The following is a 22,755-nucleotide window of genomic DNA, read 5'->3' on the forward strand; positions in this document are numbered from 1 at the left end:
ATATTAGATATATTTAAACGATCAAAACAATTATGGCACAACAACTACTAAAATTTTAGAACATCGGCTTTGGTTGTTCTAAAAATAAACGGCAATTAAATAAATCGTAAACCAACTCCAGCAACAGTCTCAATATATTTGGGTTGTATTGCATCATCACCAAGTTTGTGACGTAGCTTTGCCACCAAAATTCTTAAATAGTGCGTATCTTCTTGATGAGTTGGTCCCCACAGTTCTTTTAGTAATTGTGGTTGAGTGATGAGTTGACCTTGATGCTTTAATAATAGCGCCAATAGTTGAAATTCTTTACGGCTGAGATTAATCAAATTTCCATCAATAAAGACTTGATGTTGTGCTAGATCGACTTTTAAATACCCATCATCAAAATCTATTTGATCCTTCATCCCAGTTAATGATTGTGAACGCAGTACCACACGAATACGCGCCATAAGTTCAGGGACACTAAATGGTTTGGTCATATAATCATTTGCGCCTGAATCGAGTAAAGCTACCTTTTCCTGCTCATCTGAACGTACAGACAAAACAATGACAGGAACTTGCGACCATGTTCTTAACTCCTGCAACACTTCACGACCATCTAAATCTGGCAACCCAAGATCTAAAATCACCAGTTCAGCACCCTGACTTGCCAGTGTTTCCAGACCTTTCATTGCTGTTTCACATAAAACTGTTTTATAGCCTTGTGCGCGTAAGGCGATATCCAGAAACTTGCGAATCTGAGGTTCATCATCAATCACCACGATGCGTGTTTCAACGGAATTTTGTAAAGTATGATTCATTTTTATATTCAGGACTGTTCAGGATGTATCGGTAAACGTATTCTAATCAGAGTACCTCGATTGTGGCTACCTGTAACAGCCTCGATTTCCCCCATGTGCGCGCCTATAATTGCTTTAACAATGGTAAGCCCCAAGCCTGTTCCAAAACGACCACGATCTCCACGTTCCATAGTATAGAACATGTCAAAGATGCGATTACGTTCATCTTCTGGGATTCCTGCACCTTGATCTTCAATTTCAATTTGAACAGTTTGCTCATCCCATTTTTGACTACGAACTTGAATGGCATGGCCCGCTGGAGAAAATTTAGCGGCATTTTCCAGTACATTAAAAAGAGCTTGTTCAATCAAAGCAGGATGTACGTATAAATTGACAGGTTGCTCTGGAAGTTGAATGTCAAACTGTATGTCTGGCATGTAACGTTTGAGGCGCTGTGTCGCAGACCCAATCAATTCATCAATACCAATCCAGTCACGATTCAGTTTAAGCCCATCATGTCCTAGCCGTGTCATATCCAGAAGGTTCTGAATATAACGATCCAGTCGCTCTCCTTCCATACGAATGGTATCGAGTAGGCTCTCGCGGTCTTGTTCTGACAACACCTCATTATAATTTTTAAGTGTATCGGCAGAACCCATCATTGAAGCCAGAGGTGAACGTAAGTCGTGAGATACAGAAGAAAGTAAGGCAGATCGAAGCCGTTCCGTTTCACTACTGATTTTGGCCTGTTCCAATTCAGTAACCAGTTTTGTACGCAGTATGGATTGAGCAATCTGTTCTACCATTGATTCTATTAGACGTTTTTGTTCAACGTTCAATGCAGCATGAAGATTGAGTTTTAAGCCCAATACTCCCAGATTTTGCTTCTGTGCCAAAAGTGGCATGAACCACCAGTCAATCTGACTTAACGTATCGGTATACTTGCCACAAGCCTGCTGATGTTTAACACACCAATCTGCTGCAATTCTTTCTTTTTCTGTTAGCACTTGTGATGCAGGAATCACTGCATCCTGAGTAATTTGCATCCAAACTGGAAAATTAAACTGCTGCTGAAAAGTCTCTTGGGTCATGTGAACCACATCATCAAGATGGACAGCACTCGATAATCTGGCTGTTAGATCCTGCATCTTGCTGCTATATGCATTTGCAGCACGCAGTGATAAAACCTGTTGACGTAATCTGGATGCAAGCCGACTCGCAATTAAGGCTGCAGCTAAAAAAGCAATAACAGTAACCACACCCTGATGTGCAGAAATCTGAAAAGTAAAACGAGGTTCAATAAAGAAAAAGTTATACGCAAAAAAGAAAACTATCGCGGTAATGACGGCGGTGAGCATTCTCGTTTTAGTGGCTACAATTAAAACCGCCACAATAAAAATGATCGAGAGGTCATCGACACCAATATAAATTTCTGCAATTCGTGCCAATACAATACTTGCAATAGTGACAACCAAAATCAATAAAATTTCTTTGAAACTTAACAATGAATGCTGGATGTCATCCCAAGATGCTATTTTTGGGGCCGCATTTGTCAAAGGCAATAAAATTACTTCAAGTTGCCGATTTTTTTCTAATAAATGAGCACTTATTGCTTTTTGAAAAATACGTTTCCACCATTTTAACGGTACATAACCTAAAATGATAAACGAAATTCCTTTTTCCTGAATTGCATCATTCAAAGTTTGCGCAACATGAATACCATATAGGATTTCAGTTCGGGCACCTAACTTTCGCGCCAGTTGAAAAGCCTCTTCAACTTCAAGTTGAACAGAAGAATATTTGCGCTGTTCAACATGATTTTCTGCATTAAAATGTTTTTGTGAAACATGCACGACTGTCCACGAAATACCTCTTTTTTCCGCAAATCGACTTGCGGATCTCACCAGATATTCTGAGTCACCTTTGCCATCAATAGCCACTAACATCTCATTTTTTAGAGGGATGTAACTCACTCCCTGAGCAAGGTAACTTTCTCTCAGATCAGAGTCGACGTGTTCTGCAACAAACTGCATGGCTAGCTCGCGTAGAGCCGTAAGATTTTGAACACTAAAAAAACGTTGTAAAGCAGATTGTGCCTGATCTGGCAAATAAACTTTGCCCTGTTGTAACCGTTCAATCAGTTCATTGACTGGCAAATCAATCAGGCGAATATCACGAATACGATCAAATACCCGATCTGGTACGGTTTCTGAAACACGAATCCCCGTGAGTTGATAAACCACGTCATTTAAGCTTTCCAGATGTTGAATGTTCATGGTAGTAAATACATCAATACCCGCATCCAGAATTTCATTGACATCCTGCCAACGTCGCTCATGTCGACTATTGGGCATATTTCGGTGTGCTAGCTCATCAACTAAAACAATGGCGGGACGCTGAGTTAAAATAGCGTCCAGATCCATTTCATCAAACCACTTATCCTTATAATGGATATTTTTTCGGGGCAATATAGATAGACCTTCTGTTAAGGCAATCGTTTCTGCGCGACCATGCGTTTCAACGATTCCCACAGTAATGTCTAATCCTTGCTTTACCAGTTCCTGCGCCCGACTTAGCATCGCATAAGTCTTTCCCACCCCAGGAGCCGCGCCCAGAAATACGGTCAATCGACCTGCCTGATAACGATGAACATGGTTAAGCAATGCCGAAGCCTGATCTTCACGTGCTGTAGTCATACTTATATTTCGCTCAAAAATACATCCCTGTATTTAAATGGGGCTATTGTTTCTTGTAGTTTAAGGTTGGAGCTGATCTAAAGCCAGATTCAATTCAAGCACATTGACACGAGCTTGTCCCATAACCCCAAACTGCTTCAGCTGAATATGTTGCTGAACCAAATCATGAATGCGTTGCTTAGACAAATACCTTAATTGTGCAATTCGCTCCACCTGCAATTGCGCTGCTTCTGGACTAATATGCGGATCTATTCCACTACCAGAGGTAGTGACCAAATCACTTGGAATCTGATTTTTGGCAATATGGTTCTGTTGTGCAACCTCAACCAATCGCTGTTCAATCTTGTTCTTTAAATCAGGATTCGTCACCGCCAGATTACTCCCAGACATTGCCATCGGATCATAGTTTGCAGCCGAAGGTCGGGACATAAAATATCGTGGATTTTGAAAATTTTGAGCAACCAGTGAAGAACCCACAATCACCTGATTTTGCTGAATTAAACTTCCATTGGCCTGCTGAGAAAATAGTACCTGCCCCAATCCAGTTGCAATACTACTATAAAGCAAACCAAATCCTAAAAGACTGACCAAACTTAAACCAATGGCTGGACGTAATATTTCGGAACCATGTTCAATATGCTGTACTGATGATTTCATCATCTACTCCTTACAAAGCTAAAATATGCACCAGAATCAAGTCAATCGCCTTTATTGCAATAAAAGGCAAAATTACGCCGCCAACACCATAAATCAGCATATTACGACGCAATAACTGTGTTGCAGTGGAAGGTTTGAACTTCACACCGCGCAACGCGATTGGAATAAGTAGCGGAATAATAATGGCATTGAAAATCAACGCAGCCAAAATCGCATTATGTGGACTAGAAAGCTGCATGATATTTAATTTTTGCATCTGTGGAATGGCAGCAGCAAATAGTGCAGGTAAAATTGCAAAGTATTTGGATACATCATTAGCCAATGAAAAAGTGGTTAATGCACCCCGAGTAATAAGCTGTTGCTTACCAATTTCAACCACAGCTAATAATTTGGTTGGATCGGAATCCAGATCAACCATATTACCCGCTTCTTTGGCTGCTTGAGTGCCTGAGTTCATGGCCAAACCAATATCTGCCTGTGCCAATGCAGGTGCATCATTGGTTCCATCACCCACCATTGCAACCAAATGACCTGCGTGTTGTTCTTTACGAATACATGCCAATTTATCTTCAGGTCGCGCTTCAGCAATATAATCATCAACACCCGCTTCTGCGGCTATGGCAGCGGCAGTCAGTGGATTATCACCTGTGACCATCACGGTTTTAATACCCATTTCGCGTAAACGGGCAAATTTTTCTTTAATCCCGTGCTTGATCACATCGGACAGTTCAATCACACCCAAAATATGATGTTCATTTGCAACAACTAAAGGCGTAGCACCTTTTGACGCAACTTGTTCAACTCTGGCTCGTAATTCAGCATCCATCTGATTGTGCTGAACAAATTTTAAAATCGCATCTAGAGCACCTTTACGAATCTGCTGACCATTTTCCAGATTGACACCTGAAATACGAGATGAAGCATTGAATGCAATAAATTCAGCATTTTCAGGCTCAAGCGCCTGCAAGCCTTGCTCTCTTGCCAGTTTAACAATCGACTTACCTTCTGGTGTTGGGTCGGCCAAAGAACAAACCCATGCAGCAGCTCTTAATTCTGCATCAGCCACTGAAGTAAGCGGATAAAATGCAGTCGCTTGACGGTCACCATAGGTAATCGTTCCTGTTTTATCCAAAAGCAAGACATCTATATCACCCGCAACTTCAACAGCCTTACCAGATTTTGCTAGAACATTGGCTTTGAGTGCTCGATTCATCCCTGCTATCCCAATCGCAGGCAGCAGTCCACCAATTGTAGTAGGAATCAAACACACCAATAACGCGACTAAAACCACTGGACTGATACTGATCTGCAAATAGCTGGCGATAAAAGGTAAACTCACAACCACCATCACAAAGGTCAGTGTCATCACCATGAGTAAAATGCCCAGTGCGATCTCATTCGGTGTTTTTTGACGGTTTGAACCTTCAACCAAAGCAATCATGCGATCCAGAAAGCTATTTCCCGAATCGGCAGTTACCTGCACAATAATAGAATCGGTCAATACTTTAGTACCACCAATGACTCCTGATCGATCTGTTCCTGCTTCACGCAATACAGGCGCAGACTCACCTGTCACCGCTGCTTCATTAATTGTCGCAAAACCTTCAACAATTTCACCATCAGCAGGAATTAATTCACCTGCATGAACTTCAATAAAATCATGAATTTTAAGCTGAGTTGCTGCAATTTCATGTGTGGTACGATTCTGCAATGACTCTAGTTTTCGTGCCACTAGATTTTGTCGCGCCTGACGTAAAGATGAAGCTTGTCCACGCCCTCTGGCTTCAGCTATCGCTTCTGCATAGTTGGCAAATAATACAGTTATAAAAAGTATGATCGTAACCAGACTACCGAACAGCCACTCGGTATAACCTGCGACTGTACTAAATGCCGTAATTAGTGTGCCTAACCAGACAATACCCATTACTGGATTTTTCAACATGTGCTGAGGAAGCAATTTTACAAAAGCACTTTTGATTGCTTCGATGCGCTGTTGACTAATTTGTTGTGACTGAATTTGAGTTGACATGGTTATTCCTCCTTAACCTAACTGCATACTGAGAAAGTCCGCAATTGGCCCAAGGACTAAAATCGGCATAAATTGCAACAAGGTTAAAGTGATCACGACTGCAATTAAGGTCAATGAAAAGGTGGGGGTTTCTACTTTTAAGCTACCTGAACTTTCAGGAGCCTGACGTTTCTGAGCAAGACGAACAGCAATCATTAAAGGAATAATCAATGCTGGAAAACGTCCCAGTAATAGAACTGCACTACAGCTTAAATTCCACCAGATTGTGTTATCACCCAAGCCTTCAAAACCCGAACCATTATTGGCAAATGCTGAAACATATTCGTAAAAAACCTGACTAATCCCATGCGCACCCGCATTACTAATGCCCGATATAGCAGGATTAATCAGCGTGATTGCGGTAAATGTTAAGATCACTATAGGTTGCAATAAGATCAGTATTGCCAACAGTTTGATTTCAGCTGCTTCAATTTTTCGACCAAATAATTCAGGGGTACGCCCAGTCATTAACCCAGCGATAAACACCGTAAGTAATAAATAGACGATAAATTGCTGTAAACCACATCCAATGCCACCCCAAATCGCATTGATCAACATATTACTTAAGGCAACCAATCCAGTTAATGGTGCAGATGAATCGTGCATCATATCGACCGAACCATTGTTTACCTGCGTGGTTACTGCCGCCCATAATGCAGAAGATGCTGCACCAAAACGTTGTTCTTTCCCTTCCATGACTGTGATTTGATGTGCAGTTGCAGATAAGCTTTCTGACCAGATTGATGCAGTTGCAGAAAGGACGGACATCAACAACATGGTTCCAAACACAAACACGGCAAAGCGTTTACGCTGAGTGAAATATCCCACCATAAAAATAAGTGACACAGGAATAAGTAAAATCGCCATCATTTCTAGAAAATTTGAAAAAGGCGTCGGATTTTCCAATGGCACTGCACTGTTTGGCCCATACCAGCCACCGCCATTACTGCCAAGTTGCTTAATGGCAACCATCGGAGCAACAGGGCCTAGTGGAATTTTTTGTAATTGTTTTTCTACGGTATGATCTAGCACTTGTACTTCTGGACCACCTTGAAAAGTCGCAGGAACCCCCTGCCAATTCAATAATAATGACCAGATCAAACATAAAGGTATTAAGAAACGAACTGTAGGTCGGACTAAATCCGCCCAGTAATTGCCTAATTGGATTGATTCAGAAGTCAAATTATCATTATTTTTTTCCTGTAGAAAAAAAGCTCTGAGCGTTGCCACTGCAAGAGCTAACCCCATCATTGGAGTAATCACCTGAAGACCCACAATAGCTGTCATTTGTGAAAAATATGACAGTTGAGCCTGACCTGAATAATGTTGTTGGTTAGTATTGGTTAAAAATGAGATTGTGGTATGTAATGCCAAATCCCAACTCATATTTGGCGCCTGATTTGGATTCAATGGCAGCCAAGCTTGCGTCATAAAAATGCAAGTCGATAAAACCAGTAACACTACACAACTTACTAAAAACGCAGCGACATATTGGCGAAGTCCCATCTGCTGCTGTGGCTTTACCCCCAAAATCCCGTAAATCGGTCTTTCAATCCAACCAAACATGACATCAGATTGCATTGGTTGATTGGCCATAACTTTAGCCAGATATTTACCCAATGGCCAAGCTAAGACAATGACCACTGCAAGCAATAAATAGAGTTCTAGCATGACAAAATCTCCTGTTTGATAAAGAGATTAATCATTTGAGCATTAGATGATGGTCTGAGACCAATTTGAACTTGCCCGCTGGATATGGTGCTGAAAATGCTACCGAAATAAACGCTAGACATTATTGTATTCCTGAAAATGAAACGGATTTCCCGAATCTCAGTATGCGTATAATGTCCGTAAACTCTCTATTGCACAGAATTTAACTGGCGTAAATTTTGCGTAAAATCTTTAGAAATGTAAGAGGTTAAAAGGTATTCAAAATGATAAATAAATCAAGTTAAGAATGAGCCTGAATATTTGTTTGGAAGTCAACTTGAGGGAAATGGCACGCAGATACGTATAACGCAGCATTATTCCATAACTCATAAAGTGGAATTTTGACATCAACAGCAAGCGGCATTTTTTTAGAATTAAACCGCATTTCATTCAAATTATTTCCCCACGCAATCAAATCCACATCCAACGAAATCTGATGCGATGGTCGAACACGGCCAGAGTCAGCTTCAAGTTGTTTAAGTTCAAGCTCAAGCTGTGCTCTAGATTTTGAAGTTTTGAGTAAACAAGCGGAATTCCAATAGTCAGCACCAACGCCGTCACGACAAGGAATTTGATAGACATGCGAAAACTGCGCCTCTCCCCATGATTGAATGGTTTGATAAGCAGTTTGAAAATGCTGTTCAGGATCTAAATTACTCGCCAGTGCGAGGGCGAAAATCGTTTCGTTGGCGTTCAAGGCGAATTCCTACAGAACTGGCTTCTGCAATAATGGCGGGCTTACGAATGGTAATGATAATAGAAGCAATCGTCGAAAAAGTCTCGAAAAGCACCTGCAAAACCAGATGAGCAGCGTGTTCTATCAGTTTCGGCTGTGCTTTTTGAATGCTTTGAGCAGCAAGTTCACAGATCTGGGCGTAGTTTAAAGTATCCTCAAGCTCATCTGATCTTGCTACTTTGTTCAAATCGACATGAATAGTTAAATCAAGCATTAAAGGTTGAATAATTTGACGTTCCCAATTGAAACATCCAATAATGGTATCAACTTTTAAACCTTCAATAACAATGGCATCCATGATGATCTAACTCAAAATTAATGTTTAAACAACGATTGTGGCTCTATAGTTTGAACCATTTTCAAACGCTGGTCTGCATAAATATCGGTATAAGGTGCAAGGACGCGCATAAAACGATCGAAATACAACATTTGTTTAAATAACAAAGCAAAATCACGCGGGAATTTAATTCCATGACGCTCACCAACAGCGACCATATCCAGCATAATGTCATTTAAATCAGAGGGTTTCGAGGTGAGGATTTCTTGCGGATCAGCCAACAATACTCCACTAAATAATCGCTCAAGATCACGAGCCAAGACATAAGTATCAATCTTGGTATGCGTCATGCCCATTTTCAGCATGTTCTCAGCCATCGCGGTATAATCTGTTTTTTGTAAGGCATCCATAAATGCCAAACATGCTGTCCAGACCTCAGGATTGAGTTGCCCAACGATTCCAAAATCAATAAAACCAATTCGCCCATCTTCAAGCAACATTAAATTACCTGCATGCAAATCTGCATGAAAGCTCTTACATAGCATTAAACTACCAAACCATGTATTCATGGCAGTAATTAAAACCTGTGATGGATCTTTGGCATATTTTTTGACCACTTCAAAATCAGTTAAAGACACACCATATAAACGCTCCATCGTAAGCACACGGCGCGTCGAAAATTGATGATAAACTTTAGGCGCAGTTGCTGCCTGATTATTGGTCATTTGTAAATATTCAACAAAATCATCCAGATTTTGTGCTTCTTCAATAAAATCTACTTCACGTACCATCCGTGTTTTAATTTCATCTACAATTTCAGAAAGTGATGCGAACTTAACCTTTGGAATGGCCTTTTCCAACATTTTTGTGGCCCAATGCACGACATTCAAATCGGTATATAAAATCGTTTCGACACCTGGTTTTTGAACTTTAATCACTACATTTTCACCTGTAGTGAGTTTTGCAGCATGCACTTGAGCAATCGAAGCCGAAGCTAATGGTGTTTCATCAATTGAAGCAAAAATTTCATTCAGGTTACGACCCGCAAACTCAGTTGCCAAAACTTCTTGAATATAACTAAACGGTAAAGTTGGCGTTTGGTCCAGACACCCTTGAAACTCTTCTACGTATTCACGTGGAAAAAGTGAAGGTGTGCTGGCAATAAACTGACCCAACTTAATATAAGTTGAGCCTAATGATTCAAAAGTTTCACGCATAAGTTTGGCATTACTTGGTTTTTCAGTCGCGTATTTAATGCCTGCTTTGGCAGCAACAACGGCTGTCTCACCAATACGTGCAACGGAACGTAGCCCGTCAAACAGAATATTTTTTTTCATATCATTCAATGTGATCTAATTCATCGAGGCAGTGTATCAAACTTCAATTAGTTTACCGATAAACTTGCCTGACAACTTGGGCAATTTGTATCTTTTTCAAAATGTAGAATTCGCTGTTTTAGCGTTAATCCATCCCAAAGTAATAGTTTACTTTTTAAAGGACTTAAATTTAGCCCCAAAAACAGTAATGTGTGATGTGCTTGTAATGACGCTATCACGACAGGAGTAGTTGCAAGCACACCAGATTCAGTACATCTCAGGCCTTCGTCGCTGTGTTGTTCTTTGGGAAATAAGCATTCATAGCAAGCCGATTCGCCTTCTACCATAAATAATTGACCCTGAAAGCCAATTGCAGAGGCGCTCAGCAAGGGAACTGCGTACTTTTTACACACGGCATTGACTAAATAACGCGTGGTAAAATTATCGCAACCATCCAGCACTAAGTCCTGTTGTTGAACCAATGTATCTGCATTTGATGAATCTAATCGTTGCGTCAAATATTCTATTTGGATATAAGGATTAATCTGTCTAAGATGTTTAGCCAAAACTTCTGCTTTATACTGCCCTAAGTCATTTGGCGTAAATGCAATCTGCCGTTGTAGATTACTCACTTCAATCGTGTCTGCATCAATAATCGTGATCTTACCAACGCCAGCTCGCGCCAGTAACTCTGCACTGGTACAACCAATTCCACCTGCCCCAACAATCAGAACATTGGCAAGTTTTAATCTTTCCTGAGCATCTATATCCCAATCATCAAGCAAAATTTGCCGACTATACAAATGCATTTCGCTATCACTTAGTTCAAGCTCAGAATTTAGCAGGTCACTCACTTATTTATGCTCTTGAAGCGTTCTATCATGGTCATTATAAAGAATAGAGATACAGCGTGTAATTTATTTTGAGAAAAATACAACTCAAATATGGAGAGCTTTTCACGTATCCATAACAATTTGTATTGCTTTAAAATTGTACTTGATCAAAATTCATTTAAAATAAACTCCATCTGGTCACAAACGAATGCCCAGCAGCGAATTTGATCGATAACATCAGCAAGTTCAATTGTGTAACAAACACCTCTAATTTGAGTATATTTAGATACCTATGAGTTATAAACACAACAATCTTTTTGCGATGCGTGAAACCTATTGGAATGATGCGGATTCACATCATGTGCAAGCTGAGAAACAATATTTTTGTGACATGCTAAACCAGTATGGTGTGTTTGAAAATGCATCATTTGAGGATGCCAAATATTTCTTTTTTACCTTGCCGAGCATCATTATTGTTAAAGGCTATGCGCTTGGTTTTATGCATAAAAGCGTTCAAGCAATGATCGATCAACATATTCAAGGTCATGTCAATCAGCTAAAAATGCGGGAAAGTCTAAAAATCCAGTTTCGTATGTAATATGTAAATTGAAAAGAAATTACCTATTACTCAGCTTTTATATCTTAAATATGCATTGCTAAAAATATTGCATCAAATGCCTTAGATATAGCGCCGATGCCCTATTCTACCTTTTTGCTTGAATGTTTTTTATACTTTCCCAAAGTTTCAGATAAACATTCTTGCACTCTAACTGTTTTAATACGGTCATAGCATGTAATATTCGCTACAATTATAATCATTGACTGTGCATGACTTTAGCAAGGATTTTATATGTCTGATCAGAACGATAAGCTCAAGAACCTAAAAACCTCTTCTATGGATCGACGCTTATCTATCGCTAAAGCCTCATTGCTTGCGGGTACTCGTTGGGCAACGGCAAATGCGTCTTCTCTTTTCTCAAGTGAAGAAGAAAAAGAGAAAAAACGTAAAAAAGTGATGGCTGAACAGGCAAATTATCTCGTTTCAGAGATCGGGAAACTCAAAGGCTCAATTGTTAAAATCGGTCAAATGATGGCGCTTTATGGCGAACATTTTTTGCCAGAAGAAATTACCCAAGCGCTTAACACCCTCAATAATCAAACGGTTGCTTTAGCCTGGCCTGCGATTAAAGAACATTTGCAGGAACAATTGGGCGATAAAATTCATGAACTTACTATTGATCATGAACCAATTGGAACCGCATCATTGGCTCAGGTACACCGTGCCACCCGTAAATCTGACGGACTTGAACTGGTCTTAAAAATTCAATATCCGGGCGTAGCTGAAGCGATTGACTCAGACATGAGTCTGTTTAAAAACATGCTTAAGCTTACACGGATGGTGCCTCAAACCCGTGAGTTTGATCAATGGTTTGAAGAAGTTCGTGAAATGATGCATCGCGAAGTGAGTTATGACATAGAGGCTGCAACCACTCGCCGCTTTGCTGATCGACTCAAAAACGATCCTCGCTATGTGGTTCCTCATATTATCGACCATTATTGTACAGACAAAATTTTGTGTATGACCTTTGAACGTGGCGTTCCAATCAACAGCCCTGTTATGCTGTCACTACCACAAGAACGTCGAAATGCCTTGGGTGAAGCTTCTCTGGAAATTGCGGTACGCGAAATTTTTGAATGGGGCGAAATGCAGACTGATCCAAACTTTGGCAATTATTTGGTACGTTTAGGCAATGGTGACGATATCAAGGATAAAATAGTCCTGCTTGACTTTGGGGCAATCCGCCAATTTGATGATCATCTACTCAACGTTGCGCGCAATTTGATCAAGGCGGGCTATAACCATGATTCAAACGCGATGGTCAAAGCCATGACAGGATATGATTTTTTCGATTCAATTCCACAAGGCATAAAACCAGATATGGCTAAAGTTTTTTTATTGGCCACTGAAGCCTTTAGCTCTCCTGAAAATAATCCTGAAATGCCAGTTGGTTTAATGGATGAACATGAACGCTATAACTGGAAAAAAAGCCAACTACATAGCCGCGTAATGCAACAAGCCAGTAAGTCGATGGCTTCGCGCTATTTCTCAGTTCCTCCCAAAGAATTTATGTTTATCAGTCGTAAATTCATCGGCGCTTATACTTTCATGACTGTCATTGATGCTAGAACCAATGTTCGACAAATGATCCGTAAATATGCTTAAAAACAAATAATCTTTACGTGACTAGGCTACAAATTTGTCAGCCTAGTCAATTGTTCAGTTTTTCATGTTTATTTTATTTTTTATTTTCATATAAAATTCACTGTATTAGACCTATATTTTCACATCTTCATTCCACTTATCTGCCTGAAACTTCACTGTCAACACTGACATAGTTTTTTGATTTGAGGCATGTCAGCATAAAAACAATAACTAAACTGCGAAGGATGCAGCGCAATGACCAATATGGTAAATAAAGCCCAAGGTTTTGGACTTTCATTACTTACAAAAATGGCTTCCAGTGATTTACTGGATCAGTTAAAACTACGCAAGTTTATTGAAAAATCACTTTATCAAGGTTCAAAAACAGGATTTAAAGCCCTTAGCCGCACTCAAAAGGCATTTAAACCTCAAAAGATTGATCGCCAGCGATTACCTAGCCAACAAAAAAACTTATTTGATTTAAGCCTAACCGAAGAACAACAAATGACGGTTGAGGCTATGTCTCAATTTGCACAAGAAGTTTTAGCGCCGTTAGCACATCAGGCAGATCATGATGCCAAATTTCCAGATGAACTTTGGCAATATATTGAAGATTTAGGTCTCAACTATTATGCCTTGCCAGAAAGTTTAGGTGGTGTTGCGTCTGAACAGAATATTGTCAGTAACATCCTGATTGCTGAACATCTAGCAACTGGTGATTTTAGTATGACCGCAGGATTATTGAGTACTTTTAGCGTAATTAATGCTATGACGCGTTGGGGTTCAACTGATGTACAGTCTAAGTACCTTACTGCTTTTACTGAGGACAGTAAAATTAAAGCGACATTTGCCGTTCAGGAAAATACGCCAGCATTTAACCCATTTAAATTAAAAACCAAAGCCACGCTAGATCATGATCAATTTTATATCACTGGTGAAAAAACACTGGTTATTTTAGGGGAAAATACAGATTTACTCCTTGTCAGTGCTGATTTCAACGGTCAGGCAGACGTTTTTATTGTGGAGCGTGATGAAACTATTACGCTAAAAAACTCATCTGCAATGGGGCTTAAAGCCGCCGAAACAGTCACTTTAAGTTTTAATAAAACTCCTGCGACACGCTTAGGTGATCAAGAATTTGATTACAGCGCATTTATCGATTTGGGTAATCTAATGTGGTGTGCGATGGCTGTCGGCACCTGTGAAGCTGTAAAAGCCTATTGTATTACCTATGCCAATGAACGTACTGCATTTGGTGAGCCGATTTCTCATCGTCAAAGTGTTGCATTTATGATCGCAGATATGGAAATTGAAATTGATGCCATGCGTATGCTCATTTTAAATGCTGCAAGCCTAGCTGAAGCTGGTCAGCCATTTCACCGTGAAGCCTATTTAGCAAGACTACTCTGTGCAGAAAAATCCATGAAAATTGGCACAGATGGCGTACAAATTTTGGGAGGTCACGGTTTTACCAAAGAGCATCCTGTAGAGCGTTGGTATCGTGACCTACGCGCTACCGCCATTTTACATTCTGGCCTGCATGCATAATCGGAGAATAATAAAATGAATTTACAAAATCCTAAAAAATTTAAAATGCTGATCGATCAGGCACATGAAGTTGCGCTCAATGTTTTACGTCCTGTTTCACGTAAATATGATAAAGCTGAACATGCTTATCCCAAAGAACTAGATATGCTTGCTTCGCTGGTCGATGGCATGAATGAAGGTGGTGAAGGCATGAATGCTGGAGCTGCGGGTGCAGGAAATCGCAGTGATCTTCAAGATCAAGGCAACCGTAACGGCACCAATATGTCTACTGCTCTCAGCATTATTGAAATGTGCTATGGCGATACGGGATTATTACTCAGTATGCCACGTCAGGGTTTAGGAAATTCGGCAATTGCAGCCGTTGCCAACGACGAACAACTGGAACGTTTCAAAGGTACATGGGCAGCCATGGCGATTACCGAACCAGGTTGTGGCTCCGACTCAGCTGCGATTCGCACCACCGCAACAAAAGATGGTGACGACTATATTCTCAATGGTGAAAAAATATTCGTGACTTCAGGTGAACGTGCCGATTCTGTCGTAGTCTGGGCAACGCTTGACCGTAAATTAGGTCGTGCTGCAATCAAATCCTTTGTGGTTCCTAAAGGCACTGCGGGCATGAAAGTTGAGCGTTTGGAACATAAATTGGGGATAAAAGCCTCTGATACAGCAGCAATCAGTTTTATTGACTGCCGTGTTCCTGCTGCCAACCTTTTGGGCAATGCCGAAGTCGATGTTGCCAAAGGTTTTGCAGGCGTGATGGAAACTTTTGACAACACGCGTCCTTTGGTCGCAGCAATGGCAATCGGTTGTGCCAAAGCCTCTTTAGAGCGTATTAAAGAAATTTTTAAAGATGAGCTTGATGCTAACTATGCAACACCATATTTGCAAACGTCCAATATCGCCGCGCAAATTTATCGAATGGAAGCAGAATGGGAAGCCGCCCGCTTACTCACATTAAAAGCAACATGGATGGCAGATAATAAAAAACCAAACTCTAAAGAAGCTTCTATCGCTAAAGCCAAAGCAGGACGCATTGGCAATGAAATCACCTTAAAATGTGTCGAACTTGCAGCAAGTGTTGGCTATAACGAAGATGAGTTATTGGAAAAATGGGCACGTGATTCAAAAATTCTAGATATTTTTGAAGGTACACAACAAATCCAGCAACTCATTATCGCACGTCGCGAGCTTGGCAAATCATCCAGTGAATTGAAATAAGATTCAACAATCTCTAGTGAAATATTAATCGACTTGAGTGGGGTCAGAATTTCAGATAAATTCGACCTCACTTTTCATTTTGCACATATCAAAAATGTATTCTATTCGCCCAATTCAAGTACAAGATAACGCTGCCATCGCTCAAATTATACGTGAAGTGTCCAAAGAATACGGTTTAGGCACAGATGCAGGATTTGCAGTTTCTGACCCAATACTCGATCAACTCTTTGGTGTTTATCAACAACCGAATAGCCAATACTGGGTGATTGTAGACCAGCACGAAAATGTATTTGGTGGTGGTGGAATTGCACCATTAGCAGGTGAAACAAATTTACTAGAAATTCAAAAAATGTATTTTTTGCCAATATTGCGTGGACAAGGTTTTGCCCACAAGTTATTACAACAATGTTTTAGTTTTGCAAAACAACAAGGTTTCAAATCTTGCTATCTGGAAACAACAGCCGTATTAAAAGAAGCCATCGGTCTATACGAAAAGGTGGGTTTTCAACATCTCAGTCAGCCGCTTGGTCACACAGGTCATAGTCAGGCTTGCGAAGTCTGGATGCTTAAGACATTTTAAGAGATATAAAAAAGCACCCTTCAAATTAGACTAAAAGTGTCCAACTTTCGGGGTGCAGTTCAGCAATGTTAGTGCTTTTACTCAAACGATTTAGTTTGCTTCTGTTTGTAATGATTTATCGACTAAACCAAACTTCGCAAAAATTTTAGCACGACGTTTAGGGTAAATATTGGCTTTGTTCAAGTCACCCTTATAATGATCAAAAACACGTTTATCCATCATTTTAAACCACATTGACGGAATCAATGCAGGTAATAGCATACTCGCATAGCCACTTGGTAGTTCAGGCGATTCATCAAAATGACGCAATGCCTGAAATGGACGAGTTGGATAAGCATGATGATCGGAATGACGTTGTAGTTGATACAAAAACAAGTTGGTCACAATATTATTGTTGTTCCAGCTATGCTCTGGCATGGTACGTTCATAGTTACCATCCGCTTTTTTCTGACGCAATAAACCATAATGTTCAATATAGTTAATAATTTCAAACAAACTAATGCCATAAAAAGCCTGAGTCGCCAAATATGGAATTGTGCCCTTTCCAAATATTTTAACCATTGAAGCATGGAAAGTCGCGCTCATTGCCCAACCTTGTAACAGCTCATTGTCTTTAGACCAAAACTCTTTACCTTTACGTTTTAAGCGATTGGTTTCAATTTCAATTGCAGATTTTAAAGAACCTATGACAGTACGAGGCCAAAACTCATAAAAAGTTTCACCCATTTTTGAAGATGCTGGATCTTCAGGAGTCGCAGCACGTTTATGATGACCATATGGATGCTCGACACGGAAGTGGTTATAGCCTGTTGGAACAAGTGCCAAATGCGATAAAATATGATCCATCCGATCTGATTTATGGCTTAATTCATGTGCAGTATTAATCGCAATACCGTTAATAGCACCCATTGAAACACCAAGTAAAATCTTGTCTAAAAAAGAGGTCTCTTTACGACTTGCAAGATAACACGCATATACATTTGCAAGATATTGTAGTGGGATAAAACTTTTAACCAGTTTTGAATAATATGGATCATTTTCCAGTTGCTTAATATCTTCTGCCGTTGGATTATTGGCATCTTTTCCAATAATGGTATCAATCGTCGGAATAATGATATGTAAGACAATTGGACCACCAAGAGCAAATATCTTTTTAAATGGGCGTGGAGAAAATTGGTAGCATCCTAAAATACCAATTCCGATCACTGGCAATGCTGGGCTAATCATCCAGAGGTAGCGCTTACGATCCAATTCTAGATTTGACTTGGAAACCATGGCGACTAATTCTTCTTGAACTTTTACTGGAGCATTCATGTCTCGCATCCTTTCTTTCTTGATATCTGTATCTTGTTGAATTTATACTTTGAAAGACAGTTGCATGCGTCCAAAAAACCTATGTAAAAGTCTTTGGCATTTTCGACCAGTTTTTTGTCCTAAAATCACATTTTTTGAATCATTGCCATTTTTCTATCAATACTGGATATAAGAAACTTAAGATTAATATGGATGCATTAAGCAAAATTTTTGACGATATTCATTTAAATAAATCTGAATATATTTACATTAAGGCGCAAGGAGCATGGTCATTTTCCATGCAGGAACAAAATGCTGTCATTGCGCATATTATTTTAATGGGATCTGCCCACTTCAAAATTGATTCAGACACCCATTTATTTGCACAGGCTGGCGATATTGTCCTCATTCCATCTGGTAATGCTCATCATGGTTCCAATAGCCTTGAAAACAAGCTGATTGATAGTTTAGACATTACACCGCTTTTTAAAGGGCACCGCCACGATACAATTGAAATAGGAACAAAATCGCCTGAGTCTGCTTTAATTTTTACAGTGCGTTGTCATATTGATACTTTAATGGCGCGCCCATTACTTCATGCGCTTCCCTCTTATATTCACATTCATCACGCTATGAGTTCAACTGGGCCTGAGTGGCTTCGCGTCGGTTTGTATTTTGTTGCACTAGAAACGCAAAGGATTCAACCTGGTCGCGACAAAATTTTTGACCATCTGATGAGTATTTTATTGATCGAATGTGTCAGAGATTATATTGCACAACTGGATGATCAAAGTTCATGGTTGAATGCGTTGAGCCATCCAGAACTGTCCAATGCTTTAGCTGCAATACATGGCAGTCCAGAACAACCGTGGACCGTTGAAACGCTAGCGGAACAATGCTGTATGTCCCGCTCAAAATTTGCCAATCTATTTCAAAGTATCATTCATGAAACTCCATTGGCTTATTTACAACAACATCGTTTACGCCTTGCCAGTCAGTTATTAAGAGAAAGTAACCTTACCATTCAGAAAATTGCGAATAATGTAGGTTACTCTTCGGAAACCGCTTTTAGTCAAGCTTTTAAACGCCAGTTTGATCTTTCGCCCAAACAATATCGACAAAATTATCTTGAGTCTTCAGACTAAAAGATTAAATATTAGCCTGAAACTTTTTTTCAAATACATTTAACCAAGACTGATTTTCTTATACATCACTTGTTTATAAGAATTCAAAATAATCGCTTGTAGACAAAAATCATTCTGGAGCCATACATCGATCATAATATGATTTACCAAAGGCCTGAATAGCTTGGTCTTTGGCAGTATCGGTATTTAACTGTTTTTCCGAATATGCATCTTCTACAATATCTATATAAAAAGCTTTGGTGTCTTCAGATGTAAATTTTTCTGAAATTTTCTGCTGTGCAGAATAAGTAACCCCTTCCTGACGTTGTTGCATAACGGCAGCAGCAACCTCAGCGATCTGCTGACACTCCTGATCAGGAGTCAAAGCAAAGCAAAGCGCTGGTAAGCTCATACACACGGTTAACAAAGCTCTTAACATCCTAATCCTTCATTTAAAGTCTTCACTCTTACTTAAACCTTGCGAGTAAAAGCAAACTTTTTCTCATTAAAAATATCTGCGAAATAATATATTTTAATTGTGATTAAAAACATCTTTTTTTCTATCATTTATATTTTATTCATCGTAATCGCTTGATCAGATTCCAATTTCTATAAAACGACAATGCGTTTCGATATATAAAATAAATTATATTTAATAATGAATCACTTATATATGTATACTGATCACCTTCCCCAACTTTAGAAATAAAATTATGACTGTCCGACTTTGTTACGCTAGCCAGCGTAATCGACTCCATCCAGATCTGCTTGAAGACTTACAAGATATCTTGAGCATTGCACGTGACTTTAATCAACTGAATCAAATTTATGGTGTGCTTTACTATGCGGATAATGCATTTTTTCAATGCCTAGAAGGTGAGCAAGAAATTGTTGAAAATCTTTTTGAACGTATCAAAAAAGATGCTCGGCATGAAGATATTATTCATTTAGGGACGCAAGTGATTGATAAAATATATTTCAAAAAATGGTCTATGAAATATGTTCAACAAAATTCAACCGTTAATCATTTTTTTAAAGCGATAGGACATGATGTTTTTAGACCAAATGATCTAACTCATGAAAACTTAAATCATTTTTTGCATGAACTGGTGACTGCTGAACAAGTCAAAATTCGCACACGTAAAAAAGTAGGTTTGACAAATCGAGGTATTAGTCCATTTTTATAGGTTGAATGGTTTTGATCTGTATATTTTTTAACTTCGGCATGATTGTTGTGGTTAAAAAATATACCAATAGCGTAACTAGGAACATTAAAACAACATCCATAGATTGACTAATACATAGCATTGCACCAAAAAATAAGCTTAATAAAGTTAAACACAATTTTATTTCTTTAAAATATAATGTGATAAAAGCGCCAAAAATAACTGAAGACACAATAAGATTTATTATTTTGATAAATCCAAGATAGTTAAAGAAAATAATCAATAGGCATAAAAAAACCATGGATAATAAAAATACAAATATATTTTTTATAATGAACATGTCGATAACCTACTATAAGTGAATGATTGAATAATTATCTCTCCTCCTTCCCCAAAGAGGAGAGATATTGGCATATCAATTACTTGTTTGAGATTCTTCTCTATTATTTAGATGATTTATATTAATAAAGATATCTTTATTATTTTTCCCAGATCTCTCATTTAATATTCAGCTTTCTATTTAATAGTTAAGATGCCTTTTTGATATGCTGGAGTGAGTATAATTTTTTAAGATTTCAATTAAATAAGCTTTTGGCTTACAAGAATGTAAGAAATAGCTTACATTTGTTTATTTTATAATCAATTTTTACAAAGTGTTTTACAAATATTTTTAATATATATCAATAACTTGAATCAATATAAAATTCATTTAAACTTTTTACTCTTAACAAAACACAACATTCCATTTACAGTAATTTTCACCTATTGATTAAAAATCATGTCTAATTTTTAGTCTCTATCTATCTAAAAATAAAGATTTTATCTCTATGCTCTAAAATTTGACCATTTACCAACGATCCATATTGACTTAAGCAAGAGCCTCAAGTAGAACTGGTTTTCATCATTTTTGGCCTCTAGGTTCACAATGGCAAAACGTAAATACAGCAAAGAACTTTTCAATGTAAGGCGTATCAATTATCAGTGGTGGGTGATTCGTATATCTCCTGAATCTAGCCTAGTGGAAAAAATAGAAGCCACTAAAACCCGTAGTCAAGCAAATCAATATGCAGATGACTATACCGAAAAATATTATGTGGATTTATATCTAAAACAACAACTTGACCAACAAAAACAATCTCGTTAATTTTAAGTTTTGGTATTGGATGAGTTCCCATACCAAAATCATCTATAATGAACATATTGCTAATATCATTAATAAATTTATTTAGCGCTACATACTATTTCTAGGCGCTGAAATAATTAGTGATCATATTAAGTTAGTAAAATTGATCAATAAAAAGAACCCATTATTTTTACGTAATGGGTTTATCAAGGATCACGCTATACAGACTACTCATGTAGTCTTTTTATTTCTGGTAAGCCCATGAAACTTTCCAGTGGCATAACTATACAAGAACACATGTTTAATTGCAAATGATTATCATTATTTAAATCAAATACGTGCTTAAAAACTTAAATGAATGAGAAATTTTCTATCCAAATGTAATTTTCACAAATATTAACAATGGAAACTGAGTTCGCCTATTCGATCCCAACACTATTGCGTATACAATTTTCCGCTTTAAGAAAAATACTTTTCTTGAATAAAAAGTAAAAGCTACGCTGTCTTAATTTGAAAAAATATTGAGTTTTTGAGTTACACATGCGCCTGTCTTTTTAATTAATATCATTACATCTGATTCATGAGTAATCATCCATGGAACACATTGAAGCCTTCAAGGCTCTTTTTTTAGGTCTCATTGAAGGTCTAACTGAATTTTTACCTATCTCTAGTACGGGACACCTTATTCTTTTTGGTCATCTGATTGATTTTCATTCTGATAGTGGTCGAGTATTTGAAGTTGTCATTCAGTTGGGTGCAATTTTGGCAGTTTGCTGGTTATATCGACAAAAAATTATAGACCTCATTAAAGGCTTTTTTAGTGGTGATGCCGAAGCACGTCATTTTTGTGTGAGTGTTCTTATTGCTTTTTTCCCCGCAGTCATCATTGGTGTTATGGCTGTAGATTTCATTAAATCTGTATTGTTTAGCCCATTAGTTGTAGCTATTGCATTAATTGTGGGCGGTCTCATTATTTTTTGGGCTGAATCTATCAAGTTTGATCATAAGACAACTGAAGCGACTCAAATTACTTATAAACAAGCTTTACTGGTTGGTTTAGCTCAATGTGTGGCTATGATTCCAGGCACTTCGCGTTCTGGTGCGACCATTGTGGGGGGAATGTTTGCGGGGCTTTCTCGTAAGGCTGCGACAGAATTTTCTTTTTTTCTTGCAATGCCAACTATGCTTGGCGCAGCAACCTTTGATTTGATTCGTAATGCAAGCGTACTCACCGCAGACAATATGACCAATATTGCTCTTGGTTTTGTAACTGCATTTATAGCGGCTTTGTTTGTGGTAAAAGCTTTAGTACGTTTTGTGGAGAAACACACCTTACGTGTATTTGCGTGGTATCGCATCGTTTTAGGTGTAATTATTATGTTTGTCATGTTATAAAACCAAAAACCCAGAAATATGCTATTATTT

Annotated in this window: 21 protein-coding genes; 9 read left to right on the forward strand and 12 right to left on the reverse strand. The window is 38.6% G+C overall.

Annotated features, from left to right (window positions below; genetic code table 11):
• Positions 1-95: 95 nt before the first annotated feature.
• The 9 genes from A7A69_RS09625 to A7A69_RS09665 all read right to left on the reverse strand — a co-directional run bounded on the left by A7A69_RS09625 (position 96) and on the right by A7A69_RS09665 (position 11,048).
• The gene (locus A7A69_RS09625) at positions 96-800 is read right to left on the reverse strand and encodes a response regulator (RefSeq protein WP_120371273.1); all 705 of its coding nucleotides are present in this window, start codon (positions 798-800) and stop codon (positions 96-98) included.
• An 8-nt stretch (positions 801-808) separates the two neighbouring features.
• Positions 809-3,475 carry a sensor histidine kinase gene (locus tag A7A69_RS09630; RefSeq protein ID WP_152877233.1) on the reverse strand — a complete coding sequence of 889 codons (2,667 nt, stop codon included), beginning with the start codon at positions 3,473-3,475 and terminating at the stop codon, positions 809-811.
• Between the two features lie 60 nt (positions 3,476-3,535).
• On the reverse strand, positions 3,536-4,132 hold the full coding sequence (gene kdpC / locus A7A69_RS09635; protein ID WP_152877235.1) for a potassium-transporting ATPase subunit KdpC: 597 nt from the start codon (positions 4,130-4,132) through the stop codon (positions 3,536-3,538).
• Positions 4,133-4,142: 10 nt separating this feature from the next.
• Entirely contained in the window at positions 4,143-6,161 is a 2,019-nt protein-coding gene (kdpB, locus tag A7A69_RS09640) for a potassium-transporting ATPase subunit KdpB (RefSeq protein WP_152877237.1), read from the reverse strand.
• A 12-nt stretch (positions 6,162-6,173) separates the two neighbouring features.
• Positions 6,174-7,871 (reverse strand): potassium-transporting ATPase subunit KdpA, encoded by a 1,698-nt coding sequence (gene kdpA / locus A7A69_RS09645; RefSeq protein WP_152877239.1) that lies wholly within the window; start codon positions 7,869-7,871, stop codon positions 6,174-6,176.
• 280 nt (positions 7,872-8,151) lie between these two features.
• Entirely contained in the window at positions 8,152-8,607 is a 456-nt protein-coding gene (locus A7A69_RS09650) for a 2-amino-4-hydroxy-6-hydroxymethyldihydropteridine diphosphokinase (RefSeq protein WP_152877241.1), read from the reverse strand.
• Positions 8,564-8,944, reverse strand: a complete 381-nt coding sequence (folB, locus tag A7A69_RS09655; RefSeq protein WP_152877243.1) for a dihydroneopterin aldolase — start codon at positions 8,942-8,944, stop codon at positions 8,564-8,566. Before folB ends, A7A69_RS09650 begins: the two co-directional genes overlap by 44 nt.
• Positions 8,945-8,961: 17 nt before the next feature.
• Positions 8,962-10,260 (reverse strand): ABC1 kinase family protein, encoded by a 1,299-nt coding sequence (locus A7A69_RS09660; RefSeq protein WP_151980331.1) that lies wholly within the window; start codon positions 10,258-10,260, stop codon positions 8,962-8,964.
• A 47-nt stretch (positions 10,261-10,307) separates the two neighbouring features.
• A complete protein-coding gene (locus tag A7A69_RS09665; protein ID WP_152877691.1) occupies positions 10,308-11,048 on the reverse strand; it encodes a HesA/MoeB/ThiF family protein in 741 nt (246 codons plus the stop codon).
• A gap of 316 nt (positions 11,049-11,364) precedes the next feature.
• Here A7A69_RS09665 and A7A69_RS09670 point away from each other — a divergent pair, with 316 nt between their 5' ends.
• From A7A69_RS09670 to A7A69_RS09690, 5 genes are all read left to right on the forward strand, one after another.
• The gene (locus A7A69_RS09670) at positions 11,365-11,670 is read left to right on the forward strand and encodes a hypothetical protein (protein WP_120371265.1); all 306 of its coding nucleotides are present in this window, start codon (positions 11,365-11,367) and stop codon (positions 11,668-11,670) included.
• Positions 11,671-11,922: 252 nt separating this feature from the next.
• Positions 11,923-13,296 carry an ABC1 kinase family protein gene (locus tag A7A69_RS09675; RefSeq protein WP_120371264.1) on the forward strand — a complete coding sequence of 458 codons (1,374 nt, stop codon included), beginning with the start codon at positions 11,923-11,925 and terminating at the stop codon, positions 13,294-13,296.
• A 243-nt stretch (positions 13,297-13,539) separates the two neighbouring features.
• Positions 13,540-14,823: an acyl-CoA dehydrogenase family protein gene (locus tag A7A69_RS09680; RefSeq protein ID WP_171500812.1), complete on the forward strand. Its 1,284-nt coding sequence runs from the start codon at positions 13,540-13,542 to the stop codon at positions 14,821-14,823.
• A gap of 15 nt (positions 14,824-14,838) precedes the next feature.
• A complete protein-coding gene (locus tag A7A69_RS09685) occupies positions 14,839-16,044 on the forward strand; it encodes an acyl-CoA dehydrogenase family protein (RefSeq protein WP_120371262.1) in 1,206 nt (401 codons plus the stop codon).
• Between the two features lie 94 nt (positions 16,045-16,138).
• Positions 16,139-16,624, forward strand: coding sequence for a GNAT family N-acetyltransferase (locus A7A69_RS09690; RefSeq protein ID WP_152877247.1), 486 nt, complete (start codon positions 16,139-16,141; stop codon positions 16,622-16,624).
• 90 nt (positions 16,625-16,714) lie between these two features.
• Here the strand turns inward: A7A69_RS09690 and A7A69_RS09695 are convergent, their stop codons facing one another.
• Positions 16,715-17,938 (reverse strand): alkane 1-monooxygenase, encoded by a 1,224-nt coding sequence (locus A7A69_RS09695; protein WP_152877248.1) that lies wholly within the window; start codon positions 17,936-17,938, stop codon positions 16,715-16,717.
• A gap of 188 nt (positions 17,939-18,126) precedes the next feature.
• Here A7A69_RS09695 and A7A69_RS09700 point away from each other — a divergent pair, with 188 nt between their 5' ends.
• On the forward strand, positions 18,127-19,062 hold the full coding sequence (locus tag A7A69_RS09700) for an AraC family transcriptional regulator (RefSeq protein ID WP_120369059.1): 936 nt from the start codon (positions 18,127-18,129) through the stop codon (positions 19,060-19,062).
• A 109-nt stretch (positions 19,063-19,171) separates the two neighbouring features.
• Here A7A69_RS09700 and A7A69_RS09705 read toward each other — a convergent pair whose 3' ends face one another.
• Positions 19,172-19,480, reverse strand: a complete 309-nt coding sequence (locus tag A7A69_RS09705; protein WP_120369058.1) for a hypothetical protein — start codon at positions 19,478-19,480, stop codon at positions 19,172-19,174.
• Positions 19,481-19,754: 274 nt separating this feature from the next.
• On the opposite strand from A7A69_RS09705, the gene A7A69_RS09710 reads away from it, so the two are divergent.
• Positions 19,755-20,228 carry a BLUF domain-containing protein gene (locus tag A7A69_RS09710; protein ID WP_152877250.1) on the forward strand — a complete coding sequence of 158 codons (474 nt, stop codon included), beginning with the start codon at positions 19,755-19,757 and terminating at the stop codon, positions 20,226-20,228.
• Here A7A69_RS09710 and A7A69_RS16820 read toward each other — a convergent pair.
• The gene (locus A7A69_RS16820) at positions 20,212-20,547 is read right to left on the reverse strand and encodes a hypothetical protein (protein ID WP_120369056.1); all 336 of its coding nucleotides are present in this window, start codon (positions 20,545-20,547) and stop codon (positions 20,212-20,214) included. The genes A7A69_RS09710 and A7A69_RS16820 overlap by 17 nt on opposite strands.
• 585 nt (positions 20,548-21,132) lie before the next feature.
• On the opposite strand from A7A69_RS16820, the gene A7A69_RS09720 reads away from it, so the two are divergent.
• Positions 21,133-21,351 (forward strand): hypothetical protein, encoded by a 219-nt coding sequence (locus A7A69_RS09720; RefSeq protein ID WP_152877252.1) that lies wholly within the window; start codon positions 21,133-21,135, stop codon positions 21,349-21,351.
• A gap of 573 nt (positions 21,352-21,924) precedes the next feature.
• Complete coding sequence (locus tag A7A69_RS09725; protein WP_120369053.1) at positions 21,925-22,725, forward strand: undecaprenyl-diphosphate phosphatase; 801 nt, start codon at positions 21,925-21,927, stop codon at positions 22,723-22,725.
• The last annotated feature ends 30 nt before the right edge of the window (positions 22,726-22,755 follow it).

It is taken from the genome of Acinetobacter guerrae, assembly GCF_009372255.1.
In the GTDB taxonomy this organism is placed as follows: Bacteria; Pseudomonadota; Gammaproteobacteria; order Pseudomonadales; family Moraxellaceae; genus Acinetobacter; species Acinetobacter guerrae.